Raw genomic sequence first — 23,556 nt, 5'->3', positions numbered from 1 at the left:
GAGCTATAGCAACTTGTAACACATTTCGACTTGGTTACCACTTGCGTTATACGTGACTTTTTCTGCCACTTCTTCGAGTAACGATAAGCCACGGCCAAACTCTGCGTTGAGTTCGGTACGTGTAGAAGAGTCACTTGAGAACCCCCTACCCGAGTCACAAATAATAAAGTACAAGCACAAGGTATCTGGGCAATAACGCATATCAATAATAATCATCGCCTCTTTCATTTTACTCAGTGCTTGCTCTCTTAATTCATAGTATTTAAAAAAGCCATCGTCTTGTTTTTTTATGTCTGAATCAAGGCCTAACACACCATGATCAAGTGCATTGTTATACGCCTCAGAAAGCAATAAAAATATATTTGAGCGATGCGACCTAAGCCCCTCAACACTGCTTAATACATTAACAACATCATACACAGGGTCTGTGCATTTAATTTGCTGCGCGTTTAAGCTAAGTGAAAAGTTAAATGCCAAATTAGAATACGCCTCTTTGGCCTCAGGCTCAGGGGTTAGCGGCAAACAATTAAGCAGCACTAAGCTTAAGTCGTCTAATTGCTCACTGCCATTGGCAAAGGTATTTACATTATCTATAACACGCTGACTGCTGATCATCGGCTTGCTTTTAAGTGCTGCTAAAAAGCGCTGCTCACCATAAAAAATATCCGCGTCGTTGTTAGTTTCTATTATGCCATCGGTTGAAAGCACCAAGCGGGTGTTTTTATCAACTTCTAAATTAATTAGCTCATATTCAAATTCATCGCGGTCTAAAATCCCCAGCGCCATATGTTGCGACTCAAGCGTTTGCTTTACTTCACCATCGGTATTTATTAAATACGCATCTGGTAAGCCACCAAGCCAGGCTGAAATACTTTTTCCCGAGGCACTGAGTTCAATAATAGTCGCCGCGCAGAACATGTGCTCTGGCAGTAAATTATGCAGTAATATATTGATCTCAGAGGCGATATCGTTAACAGCCATGCCTTTTTGCACCATAGTGTAAAACACCCGTGATGCAGGTAATGCTCCAATCGCGGCCGCTAACCCATGCCCGGTAAAATCACCCAACATGCAATATAAATTGCCTATTGGGCTTTGCGCGACTAAAAACATGTCACCGTTAAACATAGAAGCAGGAGAAAGGCTAAAGTCTAAATGGTCTTTAAACTTATCTTGGTTTTCGAGCGAGTTATTAAAAATGTGCTCAATTATTTCGTGCTCGCGCTCTATTTGATTGCGATGATACTCAAGTAAGGTGTTTTGTTGATGGGCTTTTTTACTTAATTCGCGCGTACGACTGTGCGCTTTAATTTTTGCGTTTAAAATTACTTTTTCAAACGGCTTTTGAATAAAGTCATCCCCGCCTACTTCTAAACAACGCTCAAAGCTGCTTTGATCTTCCAGTGAAGTAATAAAAATAATGGGTAGATAAACGTCGTTGTATCGCTGCTTTATCAGCTTTGCAGCTTCAAAACCATCCATTACCGGCATAAGTACATCGAGTAGAACAATATCAATCGCTTCTTTTTCTAACACCTCAAGTGCTTCTAAGCCGTTAAACGCAATTGATATTTTATAGTTTTCTTCGAGCAGCATTTTTTCGAGCAGGATGCGATTAAGCGCCTGATCGTCAACAATAAGTACGTGGGTCATTAGTTAATATCAAACTTCTTATCAAAACGTGATATTTGCAGTATTTTTTTAAGCTGAGGCTGACAATTACTGATCTCTATTGTTTGTACCTGGCTTTCAATGGTTTTTTTCATGTTAAGCAACATACCAAGAGCAGAGCTATCCATGTAGTCGGTCTCTCTTAAATCGATAATCACTTTATTTGTTTTAGGCTCAATTTGGGCATAGGCTTGGCGAAATGATTGCACTAAATTAAAGTCAAATTTGCCTTTAATTTGTATCGTTAAAGTACTTTCATCAACCGATAAACTCTTTGTTAAACTCATTATAAACTCCAATAATATTTCCTTTGACCTAAATATAACCTGTTAAAAGTATTTAGCAAAAATAAAAACACTCGCCAGCAAATTTGTTATTATTTCATACATCAATAAAAACGTTTATTTAGGTAAATTATGAGTGATAACCGCTTAGTATATTCAACCGATATGGGCCGAATTAGCCAGCCAAAGGTTGAGCAAGAACCCACTGCAAAACTATTTAAAGATGGCTTTATCCGCATAGAGCGCCAAACTAAGGGCCGAAAAGGTAAAGGTGTGATGTTGGTTGTGGGTATAGATCCAAAAGCGCACGAGCTAAAAAAGCTAGCTAAAACCATAAAAAGTAAAATGGGCCAAGGTGGCGCGGTAAAAGAAGGGATTATTGAAGTTCAAGGCGATGATCGCGAAAAATTAAAAGGGATTTTAGAAACCCTTAAATTTAAAGTAAAAATTGCGGGTGGCTAAACCCGCAACTTTTTATTTGCTACTAGCAATGTTAGGCGCATCGTTTAATTTTTTGTATAACACTGGCAGCTCGCTCTCAGCAATCGGTTTGCTGTAATAAAACCCTTGCACAATATAACAATTATTATTTTGCAAAAACTCTACTTGTTCTATCGTTTCAACCCCTTCTGCAACTACGTCTAATTTAAGCTTTTGCGCCATGGCTATAATAGCGGCGGTAATTTCCATGTCATTAGAATCAGCAGGGATATCTTTTACAAACGAGCGGTCAATTTTTAATATGTCGACCGGGAATCGTTTTAAGTAACTTAGTGACGAATAGCCAGTACCAAAATCATCAATCGATATTGAAATGCCCAGTGCTTTTAGTTCGTGTAATTGCGTAATGGCAGCTTCAACATTGCCCATTAGCATACTTTCGGTAAGCTCCAAGTGTAACCGCTTAGCACTTACCCCTGTTTGTTTTATAATACTGCTGAGCATGGGCACTAAATTAGCGTCTTTAAACTGACGTGCCGATAAATTAATAGATACGTTGTTATCTCGTCCATCTTGCGCTAAACGCACGGCAAACTCGCACGATTGCTGTAATACCCACTCACCGAGTTCAACAATAAGTCCTGTTGCCTCAGCTATAGGAATAAACTTGGTCGGCGATATAAGCCCTTCTACTGGGTGGAACCAGCGTAGTAGCGCTTCATAGCCTACAACGTGCTGAGTTAATGAGTTTATTTGCGGCTGATAATAAACCTCAAACTGTTTTTCTTTAATCGCATGGCGTAATTCGTTTTCAATGAACAGCCTTTCATTGGCAGCCGCGTTCAGCTCTTGGCTATAAAAGTGGTAAGTATTACGCCCTTTGGCTTTTGCCTCATACATTGCTAAATCAGCATGTTTTAAAAGCTGATCTTCTTCTAGGCTATCGTAAGGGGCCATTGTAATACCAATACTAGCGCTGACTATTACTTCGTTATTGCCAAGCTTTATAGGCACATTAAGTGTTTTTTGAATAGTATTTGCGACATCACTGGCATGCTCTTGGCTTTCAATACCACTGAGTAATACAGCAAATTCGTCGCCCCCTAGGCGGGCAATTGTATCTTCGGCGCGTAAGCGTGCTTTAAGGCGGTTAGCAACTTCAATTAGTAGTTGATCGCCTGCATCATGGCCTAACGTATCGTTAATGCGCTTAAATTCATCTAAATCAAAGTAAAAAAGTGCAAACGCATAATGGCCGCGCTCAGCCAAAGCCATTGATTTACGCAGCTGCATTCTAAAAAAGGTTCTGTTTGCTAAGCCCGTTAACGTGTCAAAGTACGCAAGCTGCTCCATTTTGCGCTGGCTTTCTTTAACAAACGAAATATCTTGTGCGGAGGCTACATAACTGGTGATCTCACCGCCGTCTTCGCGAATAGGAGAAACACTTAACGATACCCAAATAGGCTGTTTATCATTGCCCTGAATCAAGGTATCACCACGCCAATAGTTTCTACTGCGAAGGTCGATATTGATATCTTCAACCAAAATGGCCATCTCAGATGCGATAATATTCAACAGCGGCGCGCGGTTAAAGTGGCTCTCTGGGTAGCCTGTCATCTCAAGCATTTTGGGGTTAACGTATTCTATAACAAAGTTTTCATCGGTGATCACCACACCGGTTCCTGAGAAGGCAACGGCTTTAGAGAGCCTATTAGCGGCTTTCTCGGCAATTTCTTTTTCTGTAATTCGCTGGTTTAACCCATCTATAAGCTTACGAATTTCTACGGTCATATCTCTAAATGAGCCGTTTAGCGTGCCTATTTCGTCTTTGTTCTCTGGCGGGAATTCGGTTAGTAATTGCCCTTTACCAAAGCCAGTAACTGCATGTACTAATGTGTGAATTCTGCGAAGCACTAGCTGATACAGCGCTTGGTGTAACAATAAGGCAACCAAGACCGCATAAAGCACAAACAAGCCAAAAAACTTCAGTTTTAAATCTTGCAGAGCAGAGAGCGTTGATGAGCGTTTTTTATAAACCCCAATATACCAGTCTAATTTATCAATTTTACGAATATTAATAATGTGTGCTTCATCGTTTTGTACAAACGAATTAGCATACTCTGGTAATTTCATGGTAATTGCTTCATTTATAATGGCTTGCAATTGCGGATTAACAAATTCGTTTGTTGTTATTGTTTTATCTTTGCTGCCATAACTTGCTTGTAGCGCTGGGTTAAGACTCGGGTGCGCAAGCAGTTGGCCTTTTTTATCAAATACCAGTAAATGTTTTTCTTTATCGCCCACAGGTAAAAATGAAATCAACGTGTTTAAATCTATATCGCTGCCGGTCACGCCTAAAAATTCATTATCAACATACAACGGGACAAGCAAACTAATAACCCATTTATGCCATACTTTATCGTAATAAACCTTAGACCACACAGGTTCTCTGCTGGGGTTTAAATCACTTTGTACATACTTAAATGTTGCACCATTAGAGCCTCTGAGTTCAGCCGGTGCGTTTAACGCCCAATTGGGAGGCGAGACACGGATGAAATCGTCTTTGGTGATCATATAAAAATTAAAAAAGTCGTGAATTAAGGTTGGTGAAATGACTTTCCATAACGACTCTGAGTTATTAAATAAACGCTTATAAAAAGGAGAATAATGCTGCTGAGGAAGAAATGCGGCTGAAAGGCCGTCGCTCGATGCACTGCGTATAGTGCCGTCGCTATTAAATTGTAACTGGGTTTTGTTAGATAAATTGATTGCTGAACTATCACTAAATAGCTGCTCTGACACAACATTATTAGCCTGTTTGGCAACGGCTGATTTTGTTTTGATTAGTGCGTCAAATTGCCTGATAAGTAATTCGGTGGAGCTTTTAAGTACTTCATGCTCTTCGAAAACTAATTGTTTCTCTTCAGATTTAAGCATCAGCGCGGCAGCGCACACACCGGCAATTAAACAAATTGCAGATATAAGCAACGACAGCTTTACACTTAAAGAATTTAGTCCAAAACGCGATGGAGGGCGTCTATACACCACAGGCCAACCTTACTATTTTAGTTGTTGTTATTTTTAGCTAATACCTGAAATATACCAGATCCCTATTCATATTTATAAACTATTTGTAAATTTTATCTAAATGTTAGCTAGGAGCTGATAATTATTCATTATGTCTATTTAAACTGGCTTGCTTGTTGACTTTGCTAGTAACACCTCATACATTAACAGCATGAAAATTATCTTATCTTGCACTTTTTTTTCTTTTTTTAGCTTCTTTATATAAAAGAGGCTGAACTGTTTGTGAGATAAAATCAATCGAATAGCAAAGCCTCCCACTTGGGAGGCTTTTTTGTTTTAGTTGCACTAAGCAACTTATTTTTGGAATGAGGAAACCAAAATGACCAACGATGTTTTAAACGCACTCAGACACGACATTAACGAAATAGACTCCGATCTATTGGTGTTATTAGCTAAGCGCCGCCGTATTAGCCACGGTGTTGTTGAGTATAAAATTGCGAATAACAAACCGATTCGTGATGAAGCGCGCGAACTAGCCTTACTCGAAAAGCTGATTGGTTATGGCAAGTCGCTTGGTCTAGATGCGTATTATGTAAATAACGTTTTTCAAACCATTCTGGAAGACTCTGTGCTGCATCAGCAAGCCATGCTGCAAAAAAACTTAAACCCCGATGCATTAAGCGAAACACATCGCGTTACTTACTTAGGCGGGCAAGGCTCGTACAGTCAGCTAGCATGTCATAAATACTTTAGCCGCCGCCCTGGCAAGTTAGTCGAAATTGGCTGTACCTCGTTTGATGAAATTACGGGCAAAGTAGAAAATGGCCAAGCAGATTTTGGTTTGCTGCCTATAGAAAACACCAGCTCGGGCAGTATTAACGAAGTATTTGATTTATTACAACATGCTCAAGTATCAATTGTAGGTGAAGTTACACACAGTGTAGAGCACTGCTTACTTGCTACCCCAGATACTGAGTTAAGCCAATTAACTAAGATTTATGCCCATCCTCAGCCATTTGCTCAATGTAGTCGCTTTTTACAAGGCCTCGGTGATTTACAACATGAAACCTGTGATTCAACCTCAAGTGCTCTTCAGTCAGCTTTAAATACGCCAAATAGTGCGGCTATTGGCTCAGCGCAGGCAGGTAAAAACGTTGGCCTTGAAGTGATTAAATCAAACCTTGCGAATCAAAGTGAAAACCACAGCCGCTTTATCGTTGTGGCGCGCAAACCTCTGCAGGTATCTAAACAAATACCGACTAAAACCAGCCTTATTATGGCTACTAAACAACAAGCAGGTTCATTGGCTGATGCGTTAATGGTGTTTAAACAACATCAAATAAACTTAGTTAAACTAGAGTCTCGTCCTGTACCGGGTAACCCGTGGGAAGAAGTGTTTTATGTAGACTTAGAGGCAAACCTTGCCGATAGCCAAGTGCAACATGCCTTAGAGGAGCTAAAAGAGCATACTCAATATGTGCGCGTTTTAGGCTGTTATCAAAGTGAGTCTTTACAAGCTGTGAGTGTAAATACCTAACCTAACACGCAAATACTAAAAAGGGCCTAAGCAGGCCCTTTTTTAATCGCTCATTTAAAAGGCTTTCAACGTATAGCTTAAGTAACTACACATTTTTAACCCTTTTAATCTAATACCTTGGCGTCATTTGCTTTATTTAGCAGGCTACGGCTTTGCGTTAAAAAGTGCGCGGTCGAGTCTGAAAAATACGCTTTAGCATCAGCAAATGCATCGATGAGTGCGCCTTTATCTCCCGCTTTTAGCTTTTCAAGAGTTTGTGCAAAGGTCTCTTGATACTGCGCTAATAAACTCTCAACATTATCAAACTGGGCCAACATTATATCTGAGTATAGCTCAGGAGATTGTGCAAATAAGCGCCCTACCATCATCAGCTCTAACTGATAAATAGGAGACGAGCAGCTTCTTAGCTCCTCAAGCGTATGGCTTTGCTTTGCTAAAAACTGCCCATAAACAAAGGTCGTTAAGTGGCGCATTACTTGTATAATTTGCATTGCTTCATCATGCTTTTTAGCATCTAGCTCAACAAGTTGGCAACCCCATACTTGCAACTGCTGTAGTAAGCCTTTTGCAGCATCATGCGCTCGGCCTTCACACACAACAACAGTTTGTTTAACCCAGTGAGAAATATCAGGGCCAAACATAGGGTGCAGGCCAACAACGGGCCCAGAGTGCGCCGCCTTTAATGCCTTAATGGGTGATTGCTTAACTGAGGTAATATCAACAAGCAAACAGTCATCATCAAGTTTAGGTAGCTTAGCAACAACGGCCTCAAGTGCATTGATAGGCACGCTGATCATCACTAATTTTGCGCCAGCTAAAATGGCTTTAGCATCGTTTTGCTGATCTTTATCTAAAATCTTAACTTCATAACCTGAACGAATAAACTGCTGAGCAAATAACTGGCCCATTGCCCCTTGCCCACCTACAATTACAATAGGTGATAAATCAGGGGCTGCACAGGCAAGTTTAGCTTGTTGGTTTTGATAGGCTTCGCGCATCATGCGCCTTAATATGTCTTCAACAAGTTCAGGGCTGACTCCTTGTTTAATCGCTTCATCACGACGAGCAGCGAGCAAAGCCGCTTCTCTTTCAGGGGCATGCAGGGGGGCGCCATTTTGCTGCTTAATAGCACCAATTTTTTGGGTTATTGCATTTCGCTTTGCAAGTAAAGCAACTAATTGCGCATCGCATTCATCAATGCCATCTCGTAATTGTGATAAATCACTTAATTCAGCCACGTTTCTCATTCCACCTATAAACAACTCATTTCGTAAATATATATTTACATTTAAGTAAACTAATCAATACGTTAAATACTAACAGGATCAAGTATGGGTTAAAAGGCTAATGTAACAACGCGAGTGAAGATTACTTAATACAGAGGGGTGCTTTTGTGAAGAGGTAGTATGTTATTTAATGCTTTAAAAACCAAAACGGGTTGCAACCGTGAGGCTGCAACCCGTTTTCTTTGCGTTGATAAACAGCGCGTATTAGTTAAGTTTTTCTCTAATACGTGCAGATTTACCAGAACGCTCACGTAGGTAGTAAAGCTTAGCACGACGAACCGCACCGCGACGCTTAACTGTTACGCTATCAATAAGAGGGCTGTGCGTTTGGAATACACGCTCAACACCTTCACCGCTCGAAATTTTACGAACTGTGAATGCTGAGTGAAGACCACGATTACGCTTAGCGATTACAACACCTTCAAAGGCCTGTAGACGCTCTTTGTTACCTTCTTTTACACGTACCTGTACAACTACTGTATCACCAGCGCCGAATGCTGGTACGTCTGTTTTAAGCTGCTCTTCTTCAAGCGCTTTAATAATATTTTGGTTTACTTTTGCCATTATGTTTCTCACTTTCCTAGGTGTAACTGTCTTCTAGCCACAAGCTTTTTGGTACTCTTGCTGAAATTGTGCGAGTAATACCGCTTGCTCCTCAGTCAGAGCTAGGTTATGCAACAAGTCAGGACGTCGTAGCCAAGTTCTGCCTAATGACTGCTTAAGCCGCCATTTTGCTATCTCTTGGTGGTTTCCACTGAGTAGTACAGCAGGCACCTGTTTGTCGTCCAATGTTTCTGGCCGTGTATAGTGAGGACAATCTAGCAAGCCATCCGAAAATGAGTCTTGCTCTGCTGACTGGTTATGACCTAACACGCCTGGCACTAATCGCGCTACTGCATCAATTAATGTCATGGCAGGTAATTCACCACCACTCAAAATAAAATCACCAATTGACCATTCTTCGTCAACGTATGACTCTATTATTCTCTCGTCTATACCTTCATAGCGACCGGCAATCAAAATCAGCTTTTCAGAGTTTGCGAGTTCGCTAGCCCCTTGCTGATCTAATTTGCGCCCTTGCGGGGACATATAAATTACTTTTGCGCCATCACCTGCCGCTTTTTTAGCGTCAAGAATGGCTTGTTTTAATGGTTCAACCATCATTAACATACCTGGGCCGCCCCCGTAAGGACGGTCATCTACGGTTCTGTGCTTATCTAAAGCATAGTCACGTGGATTCCAGCAGTTAAAGTCAATTAAGCCATTTTTCACTGCGCGACCAGTGACACCTTGGTGTGTAATAGCATCAAACATGTCTGGGAAAAGGCTTATCACCCCTACCCATAATGAACTAGTTTGAGTCATTAAAACCCAGGATCCCAGTCTACGGTAATTTCTCTCGCTTCGTATTTAACTTCTTTAATTACTGAATCAGTTAAAAAAGGAATCAAACGCTCAGCTTGACCAAATGCATCTTTACTGTTTGCCTTAACAACCAGTACGTCATTCGATCCTGTCTCCATCAGGTCATCAACAGTGCCTAAATTGTAACCTTTATCAGTTACAACCGACATGCCAATGAGATCTCGCCAATAAAACTCGCCTTGCGGGAGTTCTGGTAATTGCGCTGAATCAACAGATATTTCTGCATGGGTATAAGCCATTGCTTCGTCTCTGTCGTTTACTTGTGCAATTTTAGCGATAAAGCCTTTGTTGTGGCGACGCCAGTCGACCACTTCTAAGGTCTGCCATTTACCTTGTTGCCCTATCAACCACGGGCTGAAATCGAAGATCCCTTGGGGATCATCAGTAAATGAATGTACCTTAAGCCAGCCCTTTATACCATATGGGGCACCGAGCTTTCCTACGACAATAATTGATGAGGTGTTCTCTTGACTCATGGTTACACTTACGCCTATTAAGCCGCTTTACGAGCGTCTTTAACTAACTTAGCTACACGATCAGAAAGACCTGCGCCCTGACCTACCCAGTGATCAACACGAGGTAAATCTAAACGAAGTTTTTCTTCTTGACCTGAAGCAATTGGGTTAAAGAAACCAATTTTCTCGATGAAGCGACCGTCACGCGAGAAACGGCTATCCGCAACCACAATTTGATAGAAAGGGCGTTTTTTAGCGCCACCACGTTGCAAACGAATAGTTACCATACCGTCCTCTAAATAGATTGACTGTTTTCATTAATAAGATTTACTCCCCAGTATGGGGAGCTGGGGAATTGTACGAGTTTTTAGCAACAATGCAAGTAAGAAGTGAAGCAAAAAGCCACTTTAGTAGGTTAAACTGTGATCTGAGCCACAATTAATAGATTATCATGCACCACACGCATAATTTATTCAACAAAAAAGGGCCAATTAGCCCTTTTGTTATACATTATATAGCGGCTATTTAAGCGCTATATTAAAATTTAGGGCCACCGCCACCCATCATTCCAGGTGGTAACATGCCTTTCATGCCGCGCATCATTTTTTGCATGCCGCCTTTACCTTTCATTTTTTTCATCATTTTTTGCATTTGCGTAAACTGTTTTAGCAGTTTATTTATCTCTTGTACCTGTGTACCAGAGCCTGCGGCTATACGTTTTTTACGGGAGCCTTTAATAATCTCAGGACGCGCACGCTCTTGTTTGGTCATAGAGCTGATGATTGCTTCCATTTGAATGAAGGTTTTGTCACCCATTTGGCCTTTTACAGCATCGGGTAAGTTTTGCATACCAGGCAGCTTATCTAGCATCGACATCATGCCACCCATATTTTTCATTTGCTTTAATTGCTCTGCAAAGTCATCAAGGGTAAAGCCGTTGCCTTTAAATACTTTTTCAGCGACCTTAGCTGCTTTTTCCTTATCGACTTTCATTTCGACTTCTTCGATTAATGAAAGTACATCCCCCATGCCTAAAATACGCGATGCGATACGATCGGGATGGAAAGGCTCTAGTGCATCCGTACGCTCACCCACACCCATAAATTTAATTGGCTTGCCGGTAATATGGCGAATAGATAAAGCAGCACCACCGCGTGCATCACCATCTGTTTTAGTTAGAATAACACCGGTTAAAGGTAACGCTTCATCAAATGCTTTAGCGGTATTCGCCGCATCTTGACCCGTCATTGCATCAACCACAAATAATGTTTCGATTGGGTTGATTGCTTTATGAAGGTCTTTAATTTCGCCCATCATTTCGTTATCTACGTGCAAACGGCCGGCGGTATCGACTAAAACAACGTCTATAAATTTCTTTTTAGCATGAGAAATAGCAGCGGTGGCGATATCTACTGGCTTTTGCGAAATATCACTTGGGAAAAAATCCACGTCAACTTCGCTGGCAAGTGTTTCAAGCTGTTTAATAGCCGCCGGACGGTATACATCGGCACTAACAACTAGCACTGACTTTTTCTTACGCTCTTTTAAAAACTTAGCAAGCTTACCAACACTGGTTGTTTTACCCGCACCTTGTAAACCAGCCATCATAACAACGGCTGGCGGCTGTGCATTTAGGCTAAGCTCTTCGTTGGCTTCACCCATCGCTTTTTCAAGCTCTTCGCGCACTATTTTTATAAATACTTGGCCAGGGCTTAAGCTTTTAGTTACTTCAACACCTACGGCACGTTCTTTAACTTGCTTTACAAACTCGCGAACAACAGGCAACGCAACGTCAGCTTCTAAAAACGCCATACGTACTTCACGTAACGTATCTTTAATGTTGTCTTCTGTTAAACGGCCGCGGCCACTAATATTTTTTAAGGTTTTACCTAATCGTTCTTGGAGGTTCTCAAACATGTAACGGTTCCGATAAGACGTTTATATTGACCCAATAAGCTCACGCTTATTTGCATTTTACTTATTAGATGGGAGCAATAGTATTAAATTTCAATTAAAAACAGTATACCGTAAATGATGGCGCACAATACAGTATTGAAGCACAGCTTATTGAGTTTCTTTTTTTAGGTCTATGCAATTGCTTTGCTATAAAATACAATGTGTTTATAACAACAAGAATTATTTGACTCTAATTATAAGTGGCCCAAGCACAATGCTGATTATTAGTTTAACTATTATTGCCAGTTTATTTTATGTGTTAGCAACGTCTCACGTGTTAACACGCCTGTTTCATCAACAAGGTCCTAGCCAAAAGGTAACGGTTATTTTAAGTACCGTGGCTATACTAGCGCACATGCTGCTGTTGGTTAATTCGGTGTTTCGCTCCGACGGGCAAGATTTAAGTATTGTTAATGTTGCACTGCTGACCTGCTGGGTTATTGTGGTGTCGGTTACTGCTGTGTCGTTAAAGTTCCCTGCTACATTGCTATTACCGGTCGTCTATGGCTTTGCAGCCCTACTCACCATTGCGAGTTTGTTTATACCGCACCATATTTTATTACAAAGCTTTAATATTGAAATAGGCCTTATTACACATATATCGCTATCACTATTAGCATATTGCGTGTTAATTATTGCCACTTTATACGGCGTGCAGTTTTACTTTATTGATAAACGCTTAAAACGTAAAGATTTAGCAATTGTGCACAGCCATTTGCCACCATTAATGGTGGTAGAACGTCAGCTCTATCAACTATTAAACTTAGGTACGGTGTTACTTACCTTTGCCTTATTAACAGGGTTTGTGTTTTTAGATGGGATGTTTGCAAAAGAATTTATCCATAAAACCATTTTATCGCTTGTCGCATGGGTTATTTTTGTCACTGTTGCGCTTGGGCACATGAAAAAAGGCTGGCGTGGTAAACCTGTGGTTATTACCATCATGGTCGCTGCATTTATCCTCACACTTGCTTATTTTGGCAGCCGTTTTATACAAGAAGTGGTGTTAAATAAGTTTTAACTTGACTCTGTCAGCTCACTCTAGCTTAATACGCATTGGTTTATAAAAAAAGGATCCATCGTTGGACGACATATCGACAAGTACCTTGTTTATCATTTTAGGTTTATTGGTGCTTTTTTCTGCTTATTTCTCGGGTTCAGAAACCGGGATCATGTCAATTAATCGTATACGCTTGCGCCACCTTGCAAAAGAGGAACATCGCGCAGCTAAACGAGTCAGTAAATTACTTAGCCGTCCTGATAGACTCATTGGCCTAATATTAATTGGTAACAACCTTGTAAATATCGCTGCTGCCCAGGTAGCCACTATCATTGGTATTCGTTTATACGGTGATTTAGGTATTGGTATTGCAACCGGTGTGTTAACGCTAGTCGTACTAATATTTGCAGAAGTAACCCCAAAAACGCTTGCTGCGTTGTACCCTGAAAAAGTAGCCTTTCCAAGCTCTATAATTCTCAAAGGGTTACTCAAAATACTATTCCCATTTGTGGTTGTTGTTAACTGGATGACCAACGGTATTTTACGTCTATTTGGTATCAGCTCAGCACAAATAGATGAGCACAGCATGAGTAAAGAAGAGCTTAAAACAGTGGTGAATGAGTCAGGCGCATTACTGCCAGCTCGTCACCAAAGCATGCTGACCTCTATTTTAGACTTAGAGCAAGTGACCGTTGAAGATATTATGATCCCTCGTAACGAAATAGTGGCGATTGATATTAACGACGATTGGAAGCTCATTAGCCGCCAATTAACTCATGCTCAGCACACCCGTGTATTACTTTATCGCGACAATATTGATGACGCGGTAGGTTTTATCCATTCGCGTGACGCTCTTCGTCTTTTAACCAAAGAGCAATTTGATAAACCGTCATTATTGCGTGCTGTACGTGAGATTTACTTTATTCCTGAGGGGACGTCCCTAAATACCCAGCTATTAAAGTTCCAACAATCAAAAGAACGTATTGGTATAGTGGTTGATGAATATGGCGACATACAAGGTCTCGTAACCCTTGAGGATATTCTTGAAGAAGTGGTTGGCGATTTTACTACCACGCAAACACGTACGCCAAGTGAAGAAGTGACCACACAAAGCGATGGCTCTTACCTTGTTGATGGCGGCGCTAACGTGCGCGACTTAAACAAAGAGATGGGCTGGGAGTTTCCTCTTGATGGCCCTAAAACACTCAGCGGTTTAATTGTGGAATACCTAGAAGATATTCCAGATGCTAATTTAAGCCTTAAAATAGCCGGCTACCCTGTTGAGGTGTTAGAGGTAAAAGAGAATATGATCAAACAGGTAAAAATTAAGCCAAATCAACGTAAGTTGTAAGTTTAAATAATGCATTAAAAAAAGGAGCCTTGGCTCCTTTTTTTGCTTTTAAGATATGTAGTTAGCCAAAAAGCAGTCGCTCAAACCAGCCTTTATCAAGCTCCTCTTCACAACGTTTAAGCTGCGCACCATAACGGCTTGCGCGGTGTTTTACTTTATTAGCAACACTCATTAGCCACTTTTTCTTTTTATAGGTACCGCGTTTATAACCGCCCCACCCTTCGTGATAATTTAAGTATTGGGCGTAAGCATCCCACTTAGAGATACCATTTACTTTATGTGTTTTATAAACAAACCATGCCATAAAGTCGATTGCATCGTCAAAATCATCTCTATCAGCCCCACTGTTACCCGTTTCACGAATATAGTCAGACCAAGTTGGAGTTTTTGCTTGTGAGTACCCGTAAGCATCACTGGCACGCCCAGTTGGAATTATCCATAAAAAATACTCCATGGGTGGTGCGGCATCATGACGAAACGAACTTTCTTGGTACATCATGCTCATAAGAACATGTTTAGGTGAGCCCCATTTTTCTTGTGCATCTTTTGCATCAAAGTACCAATCTGACTTTTCTTCAAAAATTTTACAAAGATCATTAGGTTGCTTTGGCGGCGCAGTGGCACACCCAGCTAAAGAGAGGGCAAAAGATAAAATAATTGCATTTTTTTTCATTTTTATAAGATCTCACTGAACTTTTTAAAAAAGCGTGGGTCTGAGTATATGAATGCAGCAGTATAGCATTGTTTCATCCCTGAAGAATATTTACGCAGCCACCTTGGGCTGCGTTTTTTTTGCTTAAAAAAACTTAAGCGGGTGCTTTGGCATTAAAATATTCATCTAAAAAGTCAGTAAAGCTTAGCGTGTCGGCGCGCTCTATTTCTTCTCGCGCTTTATCCGAGAGAACAACTTGTTGCTCTAGCCATTCTTTAGAAAACACATTGTAGTTGGCTTGCGCATGGCTTTGCTTATATTTATTAGCTAATTGAATAGCAAATAAACCGTTATCTATACCCGCACTTTCTAGCTCGCGCACATAGCGCCCTGAAAAAGTCAGCGCTGGGTTATCAACCCAAGTAGCCATTTGTGCGATGGTTTCGCTGTAATAGGTCACTCCATACGCCTTATCCATATGCTCAGCGACTTCACTTAGTTGGTCAAAAATTTCTCTCCCCCAACTTTGTAACGTACGCTGTTGGTTGTTGTCGTTAAGCATAACACCTAACTGACGCCCCTGATTAACCACTGTATCTAAATTCTCTGTGCTGCGGGCTTGCTCTTTCCACTGCATTTCTGGAGAGTCTTTTAACAAACAATACGTTAAAAACACATCTAAAAAATGAATTTGCTCTATATCAATGCCGGTTTCACTAAACGGGTTTACATCCAGCGCTCTAATTTCAACATATTCAATGCCTGCTCTTAATAATGCATCCGTTGGTTTTTCACCACTTTTAGCATTACGTTTAGGGCGGATCGGCGAATAAAATTCGTTTTCGATTTGCAGAATATTTTTATTAAGCTGCTTAGGTGTTGCTGTGGTGTAGTCGTCAATATCGCCATATAAGTCAGAAGGCGTGTTGATTGCTTTTTTAAGCCCTGCAACGTACTCATCAAGCGAGTTATACATTACGCGTAATGAAGATTGCGCACTGTTGGTGTAACCTAAATCACCCAAGCGTAGCGCGGTTCCTACTTCTAAATAAAGTGTGCCTTTACCTAGCTTTTTAAACGGTAGGTCAGTTTTGCGACCTTGTAAAAAAGAATTACATAATGCAGGTGAGGCACCAAACAAGTAACTAATTAACCAAAGCTCGCGTTTAAAATTACGAATAAGCGCTAAATAACCATCCGAAATAAATGCTTCTAGGCTTTGCTCACTTTGCTTTAAGGTGTGTAAAGATTGCCAAAGTGTTTCTGGAAAAGAAATATTAAAATGAACACCCGCAATCGCTTGCATCATACTACCGTAACGGTTTTTTAATCCTTCACGGTATAGGGTTTTCATACGCGCAGTATTTGAGTTACCAAATTGAGCCAGTACGATGTCATCTTGCTCTTCAATAAAGCATGGCATACTGATGGGCCATAAAAGCTCATCACCCATGTGCTCAAGTGTAAACTTTTGCAGGTCTTTTAATTGCGCTAAGGTTTCTGTCGCTGATTCACTAACAGGGGTAATAAATTCAAGTAATGACTCTGAAAAGTCGGTAGTAATATGTCCGTTTGTTAATGCACTACCTACGCCTTTAGGATGTCCTAAAGTGGAAATGGCGCCATTACCTTTAATACGCAACGACTCTCGCTCAATACCACGTTTGATCCCTTTAATTGCGTGCTGATGCGGTGTTGCTGATAACGCGTTTAGCGCGCTAGATAAATCATGTATAGTCAAAAATGCTTCCTCGGCCACGTGGCTTAATCTTAGGGTTATGGGGGCTAATTGCCCATACTCAAGATTAAATTGTTAAGAACAATATAATTTTTCAAAATTTTTAGCTATTTACCCTGTTGAGCATGCGCTTGATACAACAAGCATCAACCAGCAAGCTAATCTTGCCACTGCTCACGCTAATATACAATCGCTTTGCTAGGGCGTGTTGGCCTTTGTGAATTGAAATTTGTCCAAACTAAGGGCGATTCAATTGCAGCGCGATATTTGTAACCTAATGGGCTCGATAACTGCCCTGCGTTATTCTAATGACTTACATCCATGTAAGAATAAGTAAAAACCGAACAAAGCTTTCGCGTCCTGCTCATACCCCTTGCCTAAAAACCAAACACACTGCTGTAAATTCAGCCACCAAAAACCCTCACGCCCCAAACATAAAGACCCTGCATTAATAGATTACACTTCATAAGCTTTAACATTTTAAACGCAGTATTTGATATAGATCATAAAAAGTCGCAATTTTGATGACAATTTTATTTAGCGCAGCACCTTTACTTCACCTCCTTTTGTTTACCCAATACAATGACAAGTTAATTAAAAAGGATGGTTAAAACTAACATGCGTCATAATCAAAGCTTAATAAATGAAGAGGTTCACTTTAGTGATGCTCAGCAATTGGTATCCACGACCGATTTACGAGGAGTCATTACGTATGCAAATAAGGCATTTTGCGATGTAGCAGGCTTTAGTGCCCAGGAGCTCGTTGGTAAAAATCATAATATTGTGCGTCACCCAGATATGCCCAAAGCAGCATTTAAAGAAATGTGGAGTACGCTAAAAAGCGGCCACTCATGGCGCGCCATAGTAAAAAATCGATGTAAAGATGGGCGCTATTACTGGGTTGATGCATTTGTAACCCCTATCTTTGAAGGTGATCAGTTAGTTGGCTATCAATCTGTACGTACAAAACCAGATAAAAAACATGTTTTAACAGCCCATAAACTATACGAAAAATTAAATAGCGGTAAAGCCGCTTTTAATTTTAAAGAACGCACACACTTGCGCCAAATGCTTACGTTAGCCATTGTATTTAGCTGGCTAATAATGAGTGGGTTTGCCTTTTCAACCATCGCAGCGGTTATCAACGTATTAATTTGCGTGCTTATTTTGGCCTTAAATTATCAAGAGCTTGTGGCAACCCCTGCTAAATTAAACACCTATAAACAGCATTCTGACTCTATCTCGCGCTATGTTTTTTGCGATAACTCACCGCTAAGTGTGAGTGACTATAAAGAGCAAATGTTACTTGCTAAGCTCAGAACTGTATTGGGCCGCGTAAAAGATGCTACCTATGCCTTTAATAACATTGCTGAAAACCTAGATGATAAATCGACGCTCACCGAAAAAGGCATTGAGGCGCAAAGCACACAGCTTACACAAATCGCCACTGCTATGGCGCAAATGACCGCCACTATTGGTGAGATTTCTAATAGTACAACAACTACCGCCGACAAAGTTAATTCTACTCAGCACAGCTGCGCGGATATAAAACAACATATTGCTGATAACAAAAAAATGGTATCTGAGCTGGCAACTCACGTAGATCATGCTGCCAATACGGCTAATAACCTCGCGCAAGAAGCAGATAAAATAGGCCAAGTAATGAATGAGATAGAAGGTATTGCTGAGCAAACCAATTTACTAGCGCTTAATGCAGCAATAGAAGCCGCAAGAGCAGCCGAGCATGGCCGTGGTTTTGCCGTAGTTGCTGATGAAGTACGTGCTCTTTCTTCTCGTACGCAAAGTGCTACGGGGCAAATTCACAGCTCGATTAAAGATATACAAGATACATTGGTTAATTGGTCAAAGGTAATGCAAAGTACAAAACTACAAGCTGAGGGCTGCGTACAAACAACCAAGCAAACACACCAAGAGCTCGATAGTATATTCAATCAAATTAGTGAAATAGCATTACTTACAAACAGTATATCGACGGCTGCAGAGGAGCAGCAGATGGTGAGCCATGATATTGCTAATAATGTAGATAATATAAAAGAGGTGAGTAACGAAAACTTAGCTTTAAGTTATGACGTTGCTAAAGATGCCGCAGAATTAGTTGCCGGCTCTCAAAAAGTAAACAACCTACTCTATACATTTAAAGTATAAAGCAATGCAATAAGCCGCCTGCTTGGCGGCTTATTGTGCGTCTATATTAGCGTTTTGAAAAAATCAGGCCTTGCTCATTTGCATCTATCACGACAATATCACCAGGGTTGTACTCCCCCCCTAATAGCTGCTGAGCCAGTGGGTTTTCAATTTTTTGCTGAATAGCTCGTTTTAATGGCCGAGCACCGTAAACAGGGTCGAACCCGCTAGAGGCAATTTTTTCAAGCGCCGCATCACTGATCTCTAATAAGTAGCCCATTTCTGTTAAACGCTCACGCAATTTAACAAGCTGAATATCGGCAATTTCTTTAATATGCTCATTGGCAAGCGGATGAAATACGACAGTTTCATCAATACGGTTTATAAATTCTGGCCTAAATTCGTTAACGAGCACATTCATAACTTTGCTCTTAAGCGTTGCGTAGTCGTTTGTACCCGCTTGCTCTTGAATAATATCTGAGCCTAAATTTGAGGTCATAATAATAACCGTATTTTTAAAATCAACCGTACGCCCTTGCCCATCAGTAAGGCGGCCATCATCGAGTACCTGCAATAAAATATTAAATACATCGGGATGCGCTTTTTCTATTTCATCAAGCAAAATTACAGAATAAGGCTTACGGCGAACGGCTTCGGTTAAATAGCCGCCTTCTTCGTAACCAACATAACCGGGAGGCGCCCCCACTAAACGTGCTACAGCGTGTTTTTCCATAAACTCTGACATGTCGATACGCACCATGGCATCTTCCGTATCGAACATAAAACCTGCAAGCGCTTTAGTAAGCTCTGTTTTACCCACCCCAGTGGGTCCTAAAAATAAAAATGATCCTATTGGTCGATTAGGATCGGCAAGCCCCGCACGAGAGCGTCGTATCGCATTCGCGACCGCTACAACTGCTTCGTCCTGCCCTATCACTTTACTGTGAAGTTGCTCTTCCATTTGTAACAGTTTTTCTCGCTCACCTTGCAGCATTCGCGATACTGGGATCCCGGTCCAACGAGAAAGTATTTCTGCAATTTCGTCTTCGCCTACTTGGTTTTTTAGTAAGCTCATTTCTTGCATTTCAGCTTGCGAGGCTAAATCAAGTTTTCGCTCAAGCTCTGGAATTCTTCCGTATTGCAGCTCCGACATACGCTGTAAATCGCTCGCTCGGCGGGCAACCTCTAAATCAAGGCGCGCTTGTTCAAGCTCAGCTTTAATTACTTGCGTGCCTTGTAACGAGGCTTTTTCTGCATTCCATACTTCATCAAGCTCTCGGTATTGCGCTTCTAAGTCGGTAATGAGCTGCTGCATTTCGCTGCGCCGCTTTTGGCTTGCATCGTCTTTTTCTTTAGCTAAAGCGTTATCTTCAAGTTTTAATTGAATAATACGGCGCTCAAGCTTATCTAAAGACTCAGGCTTAGAATCTATTTGCAAACGAATTGACGAGCCAGCCTCGTCAATTAAATCAATAGCTTTATCTGGTAATTGTCGGTCACTAATATAACGGTGCGATAAATGCGCAGCGGCGACAATTGCCGGGTCGGTAATATCCACAGAGTGATGTAACTCGTAGCGCTCTTTTAAGCCGCGTAAAATGGCAATTGTGTCTTCAACTGAGGGCTCTTCAACCAATACTTTTTGAAAACGACGCTCAAGTGCGGCATCTTTTTCTATGTATTGGCGGTATTCATCAAGCGTAGTGGCGCCCACACAGTGTAGCTCCCCTCTAGCAAGCGCTGGCTTCAACATATTGCCAGCATCCATAGCGCCGTCGGTTTTACCTGCGCCCACCATAGTGTGAATTTCATCAATAAATAAAATCACTTGGCCTTCTTCTTTAGCCAGCTCGTTGAGCACTGATTTTAAACGCTCTTCAAATTCACCGCGGTATTTAGCACCCGCCACCAGCGCGCCTAAATCTAGCGATAAAACACGCTTGCTTTTTAGGCCCTCTGGCACTTCGCCATTTATAATGCGCTGTGCTAACCCCTCAGCAATGGCCGTTTTACCTACCCCTGGCTCACCAATAAGCACGGGGTTATTTTTAGTACGGCGCTGCAAAACTTGAATCGTGCGACGAATTTCGTCATCTCGCCCAATAACGGGGTCGAGCTTACCTTGCTCTGCGCGCTCGGTTAAATCAATGGTGTATTTTTCAAGTGCTTGTCGGGTTTCTTCGGCGTTAGGATCATCGACCTTTTGGCCACCGCGAATTGCTTTTATGGCACTTTCTATTTTAGTTGCAGTGATATTAAGCGCTCTAAAAATATCACCTAAAGGGCCTTTGTCGTCACAGGCCGCTAATACAAATAATTCGCTCGAAATATACTTATCTTTACGTTTTTGCGCGTACTTATCACATAAGTTAATAAGCGAAGCCATGTTATTAGAAAGCTGTACGTCGCCCCCTACTCCTTCAACTTTAAACAGCTTTTCTATTTCTTGAGAAAGCTTGGTGTTGAGCTCATCCGCACTCACGCCTGCTTGTGCAAGCAAGGCGCGCACGCTAGAGCCATTTTGCTGTAAAAGCGCATACATTAAATGTACGGGTTCAATAAATTGATGATCGCGCCCTAATGCTAGCGACTGAGCATCTGAAAGCGCAGATTGAAATTTACTTGTGAATCTATCTAAACGCATGAGGGTTTACCTATTTAATAAACTAATTGCTTAATAAATGGGTATGTTAATAGAATTGTTCAAGGTGTTAAGAAGAATATTGTGGGGAAATAGTGTTTTATTTGCGCCAGATCAAACTTGCCATACGTCCTGTTTTACCTTCTCGCCGATAAGAGAAAAACAATGATGGCTGAGAAACAGTACAATAATCGCCTCCGCTAATATTAATAACGCCTAATTGCTCAAGCTCAATGCGAGCGATTAGGTAAATATCGCACAAGTATTTATTATTGCTTTGTAATTTAAACGCCTCTTTAAACAACGAGGATTTTGCAATAAATCGCGTAGCAACCTCGGCACCAACTTCAAATTGCTCAGCACCAATAGCAGGCCCAAGCCACGCAAATATTTGCTTACTAGGCGCGCTAAAACAGGCAAGCGTATTTTTTATGATCCCTTTTTCAAGGCCGCGCCAACCACCATGCACTGCTGCAACTTCATGGCCATCATGACTTGCAAACAGAATAGGCAGGCAATCTGCACTCATAATAGCAAGAGGCTGATTTTTAACTTTTGTATACAACGCATCAGCACTGTGTAATGTTTGAAAATTAAAATCTGCATCAACGCAGAGCACATCGCCACTATGCACTTGATTAAGCCACAGTGGCGGGTTTGGCAGGGATTGCTCAACCAAAGCACGGTTTTTTAGCACATGCTCTGGATCATCATCAACATGTAGGCCTAAATTTAAGCTATTAAAAGGCGGCTTTGACACGCCGCCTTCTCGTGTGGTACTGAGCGTACCTACCGAGGTTAAATTAGGCCAAGGTGCTGACAAAAAAGCCATTAATACTCTATGTTAGGGTTAGCTTTGGTATCTTCTCTAAGCACCTGAGTCATTGCCACCATGTCATCTGGAATAGGCGCTTGCCAGGTCATCATCTCGCCCGTAATAGGGTGCGCAATACTCAATTTTACTGCGTGTAAGGCTTGGCGATTAAATGTACGTAACATTTCAAACAGCTCTGGCGTAGCACCTTTAGGTGGACGAGGACGCCCGCCGTAGGCTCTATCGCCAATTAACGGGTGGTTGATATACGCCATATGAACACGAATTTGGTGTGTACGTCCGGTTTCAAGACGAAGGCGTAAACGTGTATGAGCACGGAATTTTTCAGCAACACGGTAATGTGTAATGGCAGGCTTACCCATTTCGTGAACTGCCATGTGTGTACGCTGCGTTGGATGACGGCCAATCGGCTTTTCAACCATGCCACCTGCGGTCATAGTACCATTACATAAAGCTTCGTATTCACGCGTAAAGTTTTCGCGTTTTTGCAGTGCTTTAACTAAATGTGTTTGCGCCTGAATAGTTTTAGCCACCACCATTAAGCCTGTGGTGTCTTTATCTAGACGGTGCACAATACCAGCACGCGGTACGTTAATAATATCCGGAAAATGATGCAGCAATGCATTTAGTACTGTGCCATCTGGGTTACCTGCACCTGGGTGAACGACTAGGCCCATAGGTTTGTTGATAACCAAAATATCATCATCTTCATAAACAATGTTTAATTTGATATCTTGTGCTTCGTATTCGCGTGGTGCTTCAATGCTGGTTTCAACATTTACAACTTCACCACCGAGTAGTTTTTCTCGTGGTGTGTTATAGATTTCACCGTCAACGGTGATTTTATCATCCAGTATCCATGTTTTTATACGTGAACGTGAATAATCAGGGAACAATTGCGCTAATACTTGGTCTAGACGTTTACCACCTAACTCGGTAGGAACCTCGGCTTGAAGTGAAATTTGTTCTGACATTAGTAACTTTACCCAATTTACCAGTGCAAGCTGTGCCTGACTGGGTTAGAATCGCTTTTAATAAAAGCATAATATAATACGCATAGTTTACTCGGTTTTACCGCCGTGGCCTAGCCGAAGACATCGAAGGTAACAAAT

19 protein-coding genes are annotated in these 23,556 nt (G+C 41.3%); 5 read left to right on the top strand and 14 right to left on the bottom strand.

The window, feature by feature from the left end:
* Window positions 1-3: 3 nt before the first annotated feature.
* Together PSH48_RS01280 and PSH48_RS01275 are read right to left on the bottom strand one after the other, a co-directional pair.
* Window positions 4-1,653 carry a fused response regulator/phosphatase gene (locus PSH48_RS01280; RefSeq protein WP_029773472.1) on the bottom strand — a complete coding sequence of 550 codons (1,650 nt, stop codon included), beginning with the start codon at window positions 1,651-1,653 and terminating at the stop codon, window positions 4-6.
* Window positions 1,653-1,958: an STAS domain-containing protein gene (locus PSH48_RS01275; RefSeq protein ID WP_004587319.1), complete on the bottom strand. Its 306-nt coding sequence runs from the start codon at window positions 1,956-1,958 to the stop codon at window positions 1,653-1,655. The genes PSH48_RS01280 and PSH48_RS01275 overlap by 1 nt, the downstream gene beginning before the upstream one ends.
* A gap of 129 nt (window positions 1,959-2,087) precedes the next feature.
* Between PSH48_RS01275 and PSH48_RS01270 the strand changes: the two genes are divergently transcribed.
* Window positions 2,088-2,417 (top strand): translation initiation factor SUI1, encoded by a 330-nt coding sequence (locus tag PSH48_RS01270; RefSeq protein WP_029773471.1) that lies wholly within the window; start codon window positions 2,088-2,090, stop codon window positions 2,415-2,417.
* A 12-nt stretch (window positions 2,418-2,429) separates the two neighbouring features.
* Here the strand turns inward: PSH48_RS01270 and PSH48_RS01265 are convergent, their stop codons facing one another.
* A complete protein-coding gene (locus tag PSH48_RS01265; RefSeq protein WP_273610756.1) occupies window positions 2,430-5,444 on the bottom strand; it encodes a bifunctional diguanylate cyclase/phosphodiesterase in 3,015 nt (1,004 codons plus the stop codon).
* Window positions 5,445-5,802: 358 nt separating this feature from the next.
* On the opposite strand from PSH48_RS01265, the gene PSH48_RS01260 reads away from it, so the two are divergent.
* Complete coding sequence (locus PSH48_RS01260; protein WP_054982179.1) at window positions 5,803-6,960, top strand: chorismate mutase; 1,158 nt, start codon at window positions 5,803-5,805, stop codon at window positions 6,958-6,960.
* Window positions 6,961-7,064: 104 nt separating this feature from the next.
* Here the strand turns inward: PSH48_RS01260 and tyrA are convergent, their stop codons facing one another.
* The 6 genes from tyrA to ffh all read right to left on the bottom strand — a co-directional run bounded on the left by tyrA (window position 7,065) and on the right by ffh (window position 12,043).
* Complete coding sequence (tyrA, locus tag PSH48_RS01255; protein ID WP_029773468.1) at window positions 7,065-8,198, bottom strand: bifunctional chorismate mutase/prephenate dehydrogenase; 1,134 nt, start codon at window positions 8,196-8,198, stop codon at window positions 7,065-7,067.
* A gap of 252 nt (window positions 8,199-8,450) precedes the next feature.
* Window positions 8,451-8,810 (bottom strand): 50S ribosomal protein L19, encoded by a 360-nt coding sequence (gene rplS / locus PSH48_RS01250; RefSeq protein ID WP_004587324.1) that lies wholly within the window; start codon window positions 8,808-8,810, stop codon window positions 8,451-8,453.
* A 33-nt stretch (window positions 8,811-8,843) separates the two neighbouring features.
* Window positions 8,844-9,611 carry a tRNA (guanosine(37)-N1)-methyltransferase TrmD gene (trmD, locus tag PSH48_RS01245; RefSeq protein ID WP_004587325.1) on the bottom strand — a complete coding sequence of 256 codons (768 nt, stop codon included), beginning with the start codon at window positions 9,609-9,611 and terminating at the stop codon, window positions 8,844-8,846.
* On the bottom strand, window positions 9,611-10,147 hold the full coding sequence (gene rimM, locus PSH48_RS01240) for a ribosome maturation factor RimM (RefSeq protein WP_004587326.1): 537 nt from the start codon (window positions 10,145-10,147) through the stop codon (window positions 9,611-9,613). Before rimM ends, trmD begins: the two co-directional genes overlap by 1 nt.
* 17 nt (window positions 10,148-10,164) lie before the next feature.
* A complete protein-coding gene (gene rpsP / locus PSH48_RS01235) occupies window positions 10,165-10,413 on the bottom strand; it encodes a 30S ribosomal protein S16 (RefSeq protein ID WP_004587327.1) in 249 nt (82 codons plus the stop codon).
* Window positions 10,414-10,663: 250 nt separating this feature from the next.
* Window positions 10,664-12,043 (bottom strand): signal recognition particle protein, encoded by a 1,380-nt coding sequence (gene ffh / locus PSH48_RS01230; RefSeq protein WP_024031859.1) that lies wholly within the window; start codon window positions 12,041-12,043, stop codon window positions 10,664-10,666.
* 253 nt (window positions 12,044-12,296) lie between these two features.
* On the opposite strand from ffh, the gene PSH48_RS01225 reads away from it, so the two are divergent.
* Together PSH48_RS01225 and PSH48_RS01220 are read left to right on the top strand one after the other, a co-directional pair.
* Window positions 12,297-13,103, top strand: coding sequence for a cytochrome C assembly family protein (locus tag PSH48_RS01225; RefSeq protein ID WP_024031858.1), 807 nt, complete (start codon window positions 12,297-12,299; stop codon window positions 13,101-13,103).
* 61 nt (window positions 13,104-13,164) lie between these two features.
* Entirely contained in the window at window positions 13,165-14,433 is a 1,269-nt protein-coding gene (locus PSH48_RS01220) for an HlyC/CorC family transporter (RefSeq protein ID WP_004587330.1), read from the top strand.
* 61 nt (window positions 14,434-14,494) lie between these two features.
* Here PSH48_RS01220 and PSH48_RS01215 read toward each other — a convergent pair whose 3' ends face one another.
* Window positions 14,495-15,106: a transglycosylase SLT domain-containing protein gene (locus tag PSH48_RS01215; protein ID WP_024031857.1), complete on the bottom strand. Its 612-nt coding sequence runs from the start codon at window positions 15,104-15,106 to the stop codon at window positions 14,495-14,497.
* A gap of 133 nt (window positions 15,107-15,239) precedes the next feature.
* On the bottom strand, window positions 15,240-16,826 hold the full coding sequence (gshA, locus tag PSH48_RS01210; RefSeq protein WP_273610755.1) for a glutamate--cysteine ligase: 1,587 nt from the start codon (window positions 16,824-16,826) through the stop codon (window positions 15,240-15,242).
* A 615-nt stretch (window positions 16,827-17,441) separates the two neighbouring features.
* Between gshA and PSH48_RS01205 the strand changes: the two genes are divergently transcribed.
* A complete protein-coding gene (locus PSH48_RS01205; RefSeq protein WP_273610754.1) occupies window positions 17,442-18,989 on the top strand; it encodes a methyl-accepting chemotaxis protein in 1,548 nt (515 codons plus the stop codon).
* Between the two features lie 46 nt (window positions 18,990-19,035).
* Here the strand turns inward: PSH48_RS01205 and clpB are convergent, their stop codons facing one another.
* From clpB to rluD, 3 genes are all read right to left on the bottom strand, one after another.
* Window positions 19,036-21,612: an ATP-dependent chaperone ClpB gene (gene clpB, locus PSH48_RS01200; RefSeq protein WP_273610753.1), complete on the bottom strand. Its 2,577-nt coding sequence runs from the start codon at window positions 21,610-21,612 to the stop codon at window positions 19,036-19,038.
* Between the two features lie 97 nt (window positions 21,613-21,709).
* A complete protein-coding gene (gene pgeF / locus PSH48_RS01195; protein ID WP_273610752.1) occupies window positions 21,710-22,441 on the bottom strand; it encodes a peptidoglycan editing factor PgeF in 732 nt (243 codons plus the stop codon).
* Window positions 22,441-23,418 (bottom strand): 23S rRNA pseudouridine(1911/1915/1917) synthase RluD, encoded by a 978-nt coding sequence (rluD, locus tag PSH48_RS01190; RefSeq protein WP_004587336.1) that lies wholly within the window; start codon window positions 23,416-23,418, stop codon window positions 22,441-22,443. Before rluD ends, pgeF begins: the two co-directional genes overlap by 1 nt.
* Between the last annotated feature and the right edge of the window lie 138 nt (window positions 23,419-23,556).

Source organism: Pseudoalteromonas sp. Angola-4, from assembly GCF_028599265.1.
GTDB lineage: Bacteria > Pseudomonadota > Gammaproteobacteria > Enterobacterales > Alteromonadaceae > Pseudoalteromonas > Pseudoalteromonas atlantica.
This window is presented reverse-complemented; position numbering and strand designations above follow the sequence as displayed.

Bases quoted from the DNA above. Each gene is read 5' to 3' on its own strand.
- PSH48_RS01280 (WP_029773472.1), bottom strand. From the start codon at position 1,653: ATGACCCACGTACTTATTGTTGACGATCAGGCGCTTAATCGCATCCTG.
- PSH48_RS01275 (WP_004587319.1), bottom strand. From the start codon at position 1,958: ATGAGTTTAACAAAGAGTTTATCGGTTGATGAAAGTACTTTAACGATA.
- PSH48_RS01270 (WP_029773471.1), top strand. From the start codon at position 2,088: ATGAGTGATAACCGCTTAGTATATTCAACCGATATGGGCCGAATTAGC.
- PSH48_RS01260 (WP_054982179.1), top strand. From the start codon at position 5,803: ATGACCAACGATGTTTTAAACGCACTCAGACACGACATTAACGAAATA.
- rplS (WP_004587324.1), bottom strand. From the start codon at position 8,810: ATGGCAAAAGTAAACCAAAATATTATTAAAGCGCTTGAAGAAGAGCAG.
- trmD (WP_004587325.1), bottom strand. From the start codon at position 9,611: ATGACTCAAACTAGTTCATTATGGGTAGGGGTGATAAGCCTTTTCCCA.
- rimM (WP_004587326.1), bottom strand. From the start codon at position 10,147: ATGAGTCAAGAGAACACCTCATCAATTATTGTCGTAGGAAAGCTCGGT.
- rpsP (WP_004587327.1), bottom strand. From the start codon at position 10,413: ATGGTAACTATTCGTTTGCAACGTGGTGGCGCTAAAAAACGCCCTTTC.
- ffh (WP_024031859.1), bottom strand. From the start codon at position 12,043: ATGTTTGAGAACCTCCAAGAACGATTAGGTAAAACCTTAAAAAATATT.
- PSH48_RS01225 (WP_024031858.1), top strand. From the start codon at position 12,297: ATGCTGATTATTAGTTTAACTATTATTGCCAGTTTATTTTATGTGTTA.
- PSH48_RS01215 (WP_024031857.1), bottom strand. From the start codon at position 15,106: ATGAAAAAAAATGCAATTATTTTATCTTTTGCCCTCTCTTTAGCTGGG.
- PSH48_RS01205 (WP_273610754.1), top strand. From the start codon at position 17,442: ATGCGTCATAATCAAAGCTTAATAAATGAAGAGGTTCACTTTAGTGAT.
- clpB (WP_273610753.1), bottom strand. From the start codon at position 21,612: ATGCGTTTAGATAGATTCACAAGTAAATTTCAATCTGCGCTTTCAGAT.
- pgeF (WP_273610752.1), bottom strand. From the start codon at position 22,441: ATGGCTTTTTTGTCAGCACCTTGGCCTAATTTAACCTCGGTAGGTACG.
- rluD (WP_004587336.1), bottom strand. From the start codon at position 23,418: ATGTCAGAACAAATTTCACTTCAAGCCGAGGTTCCTACCGAGTTAGGT.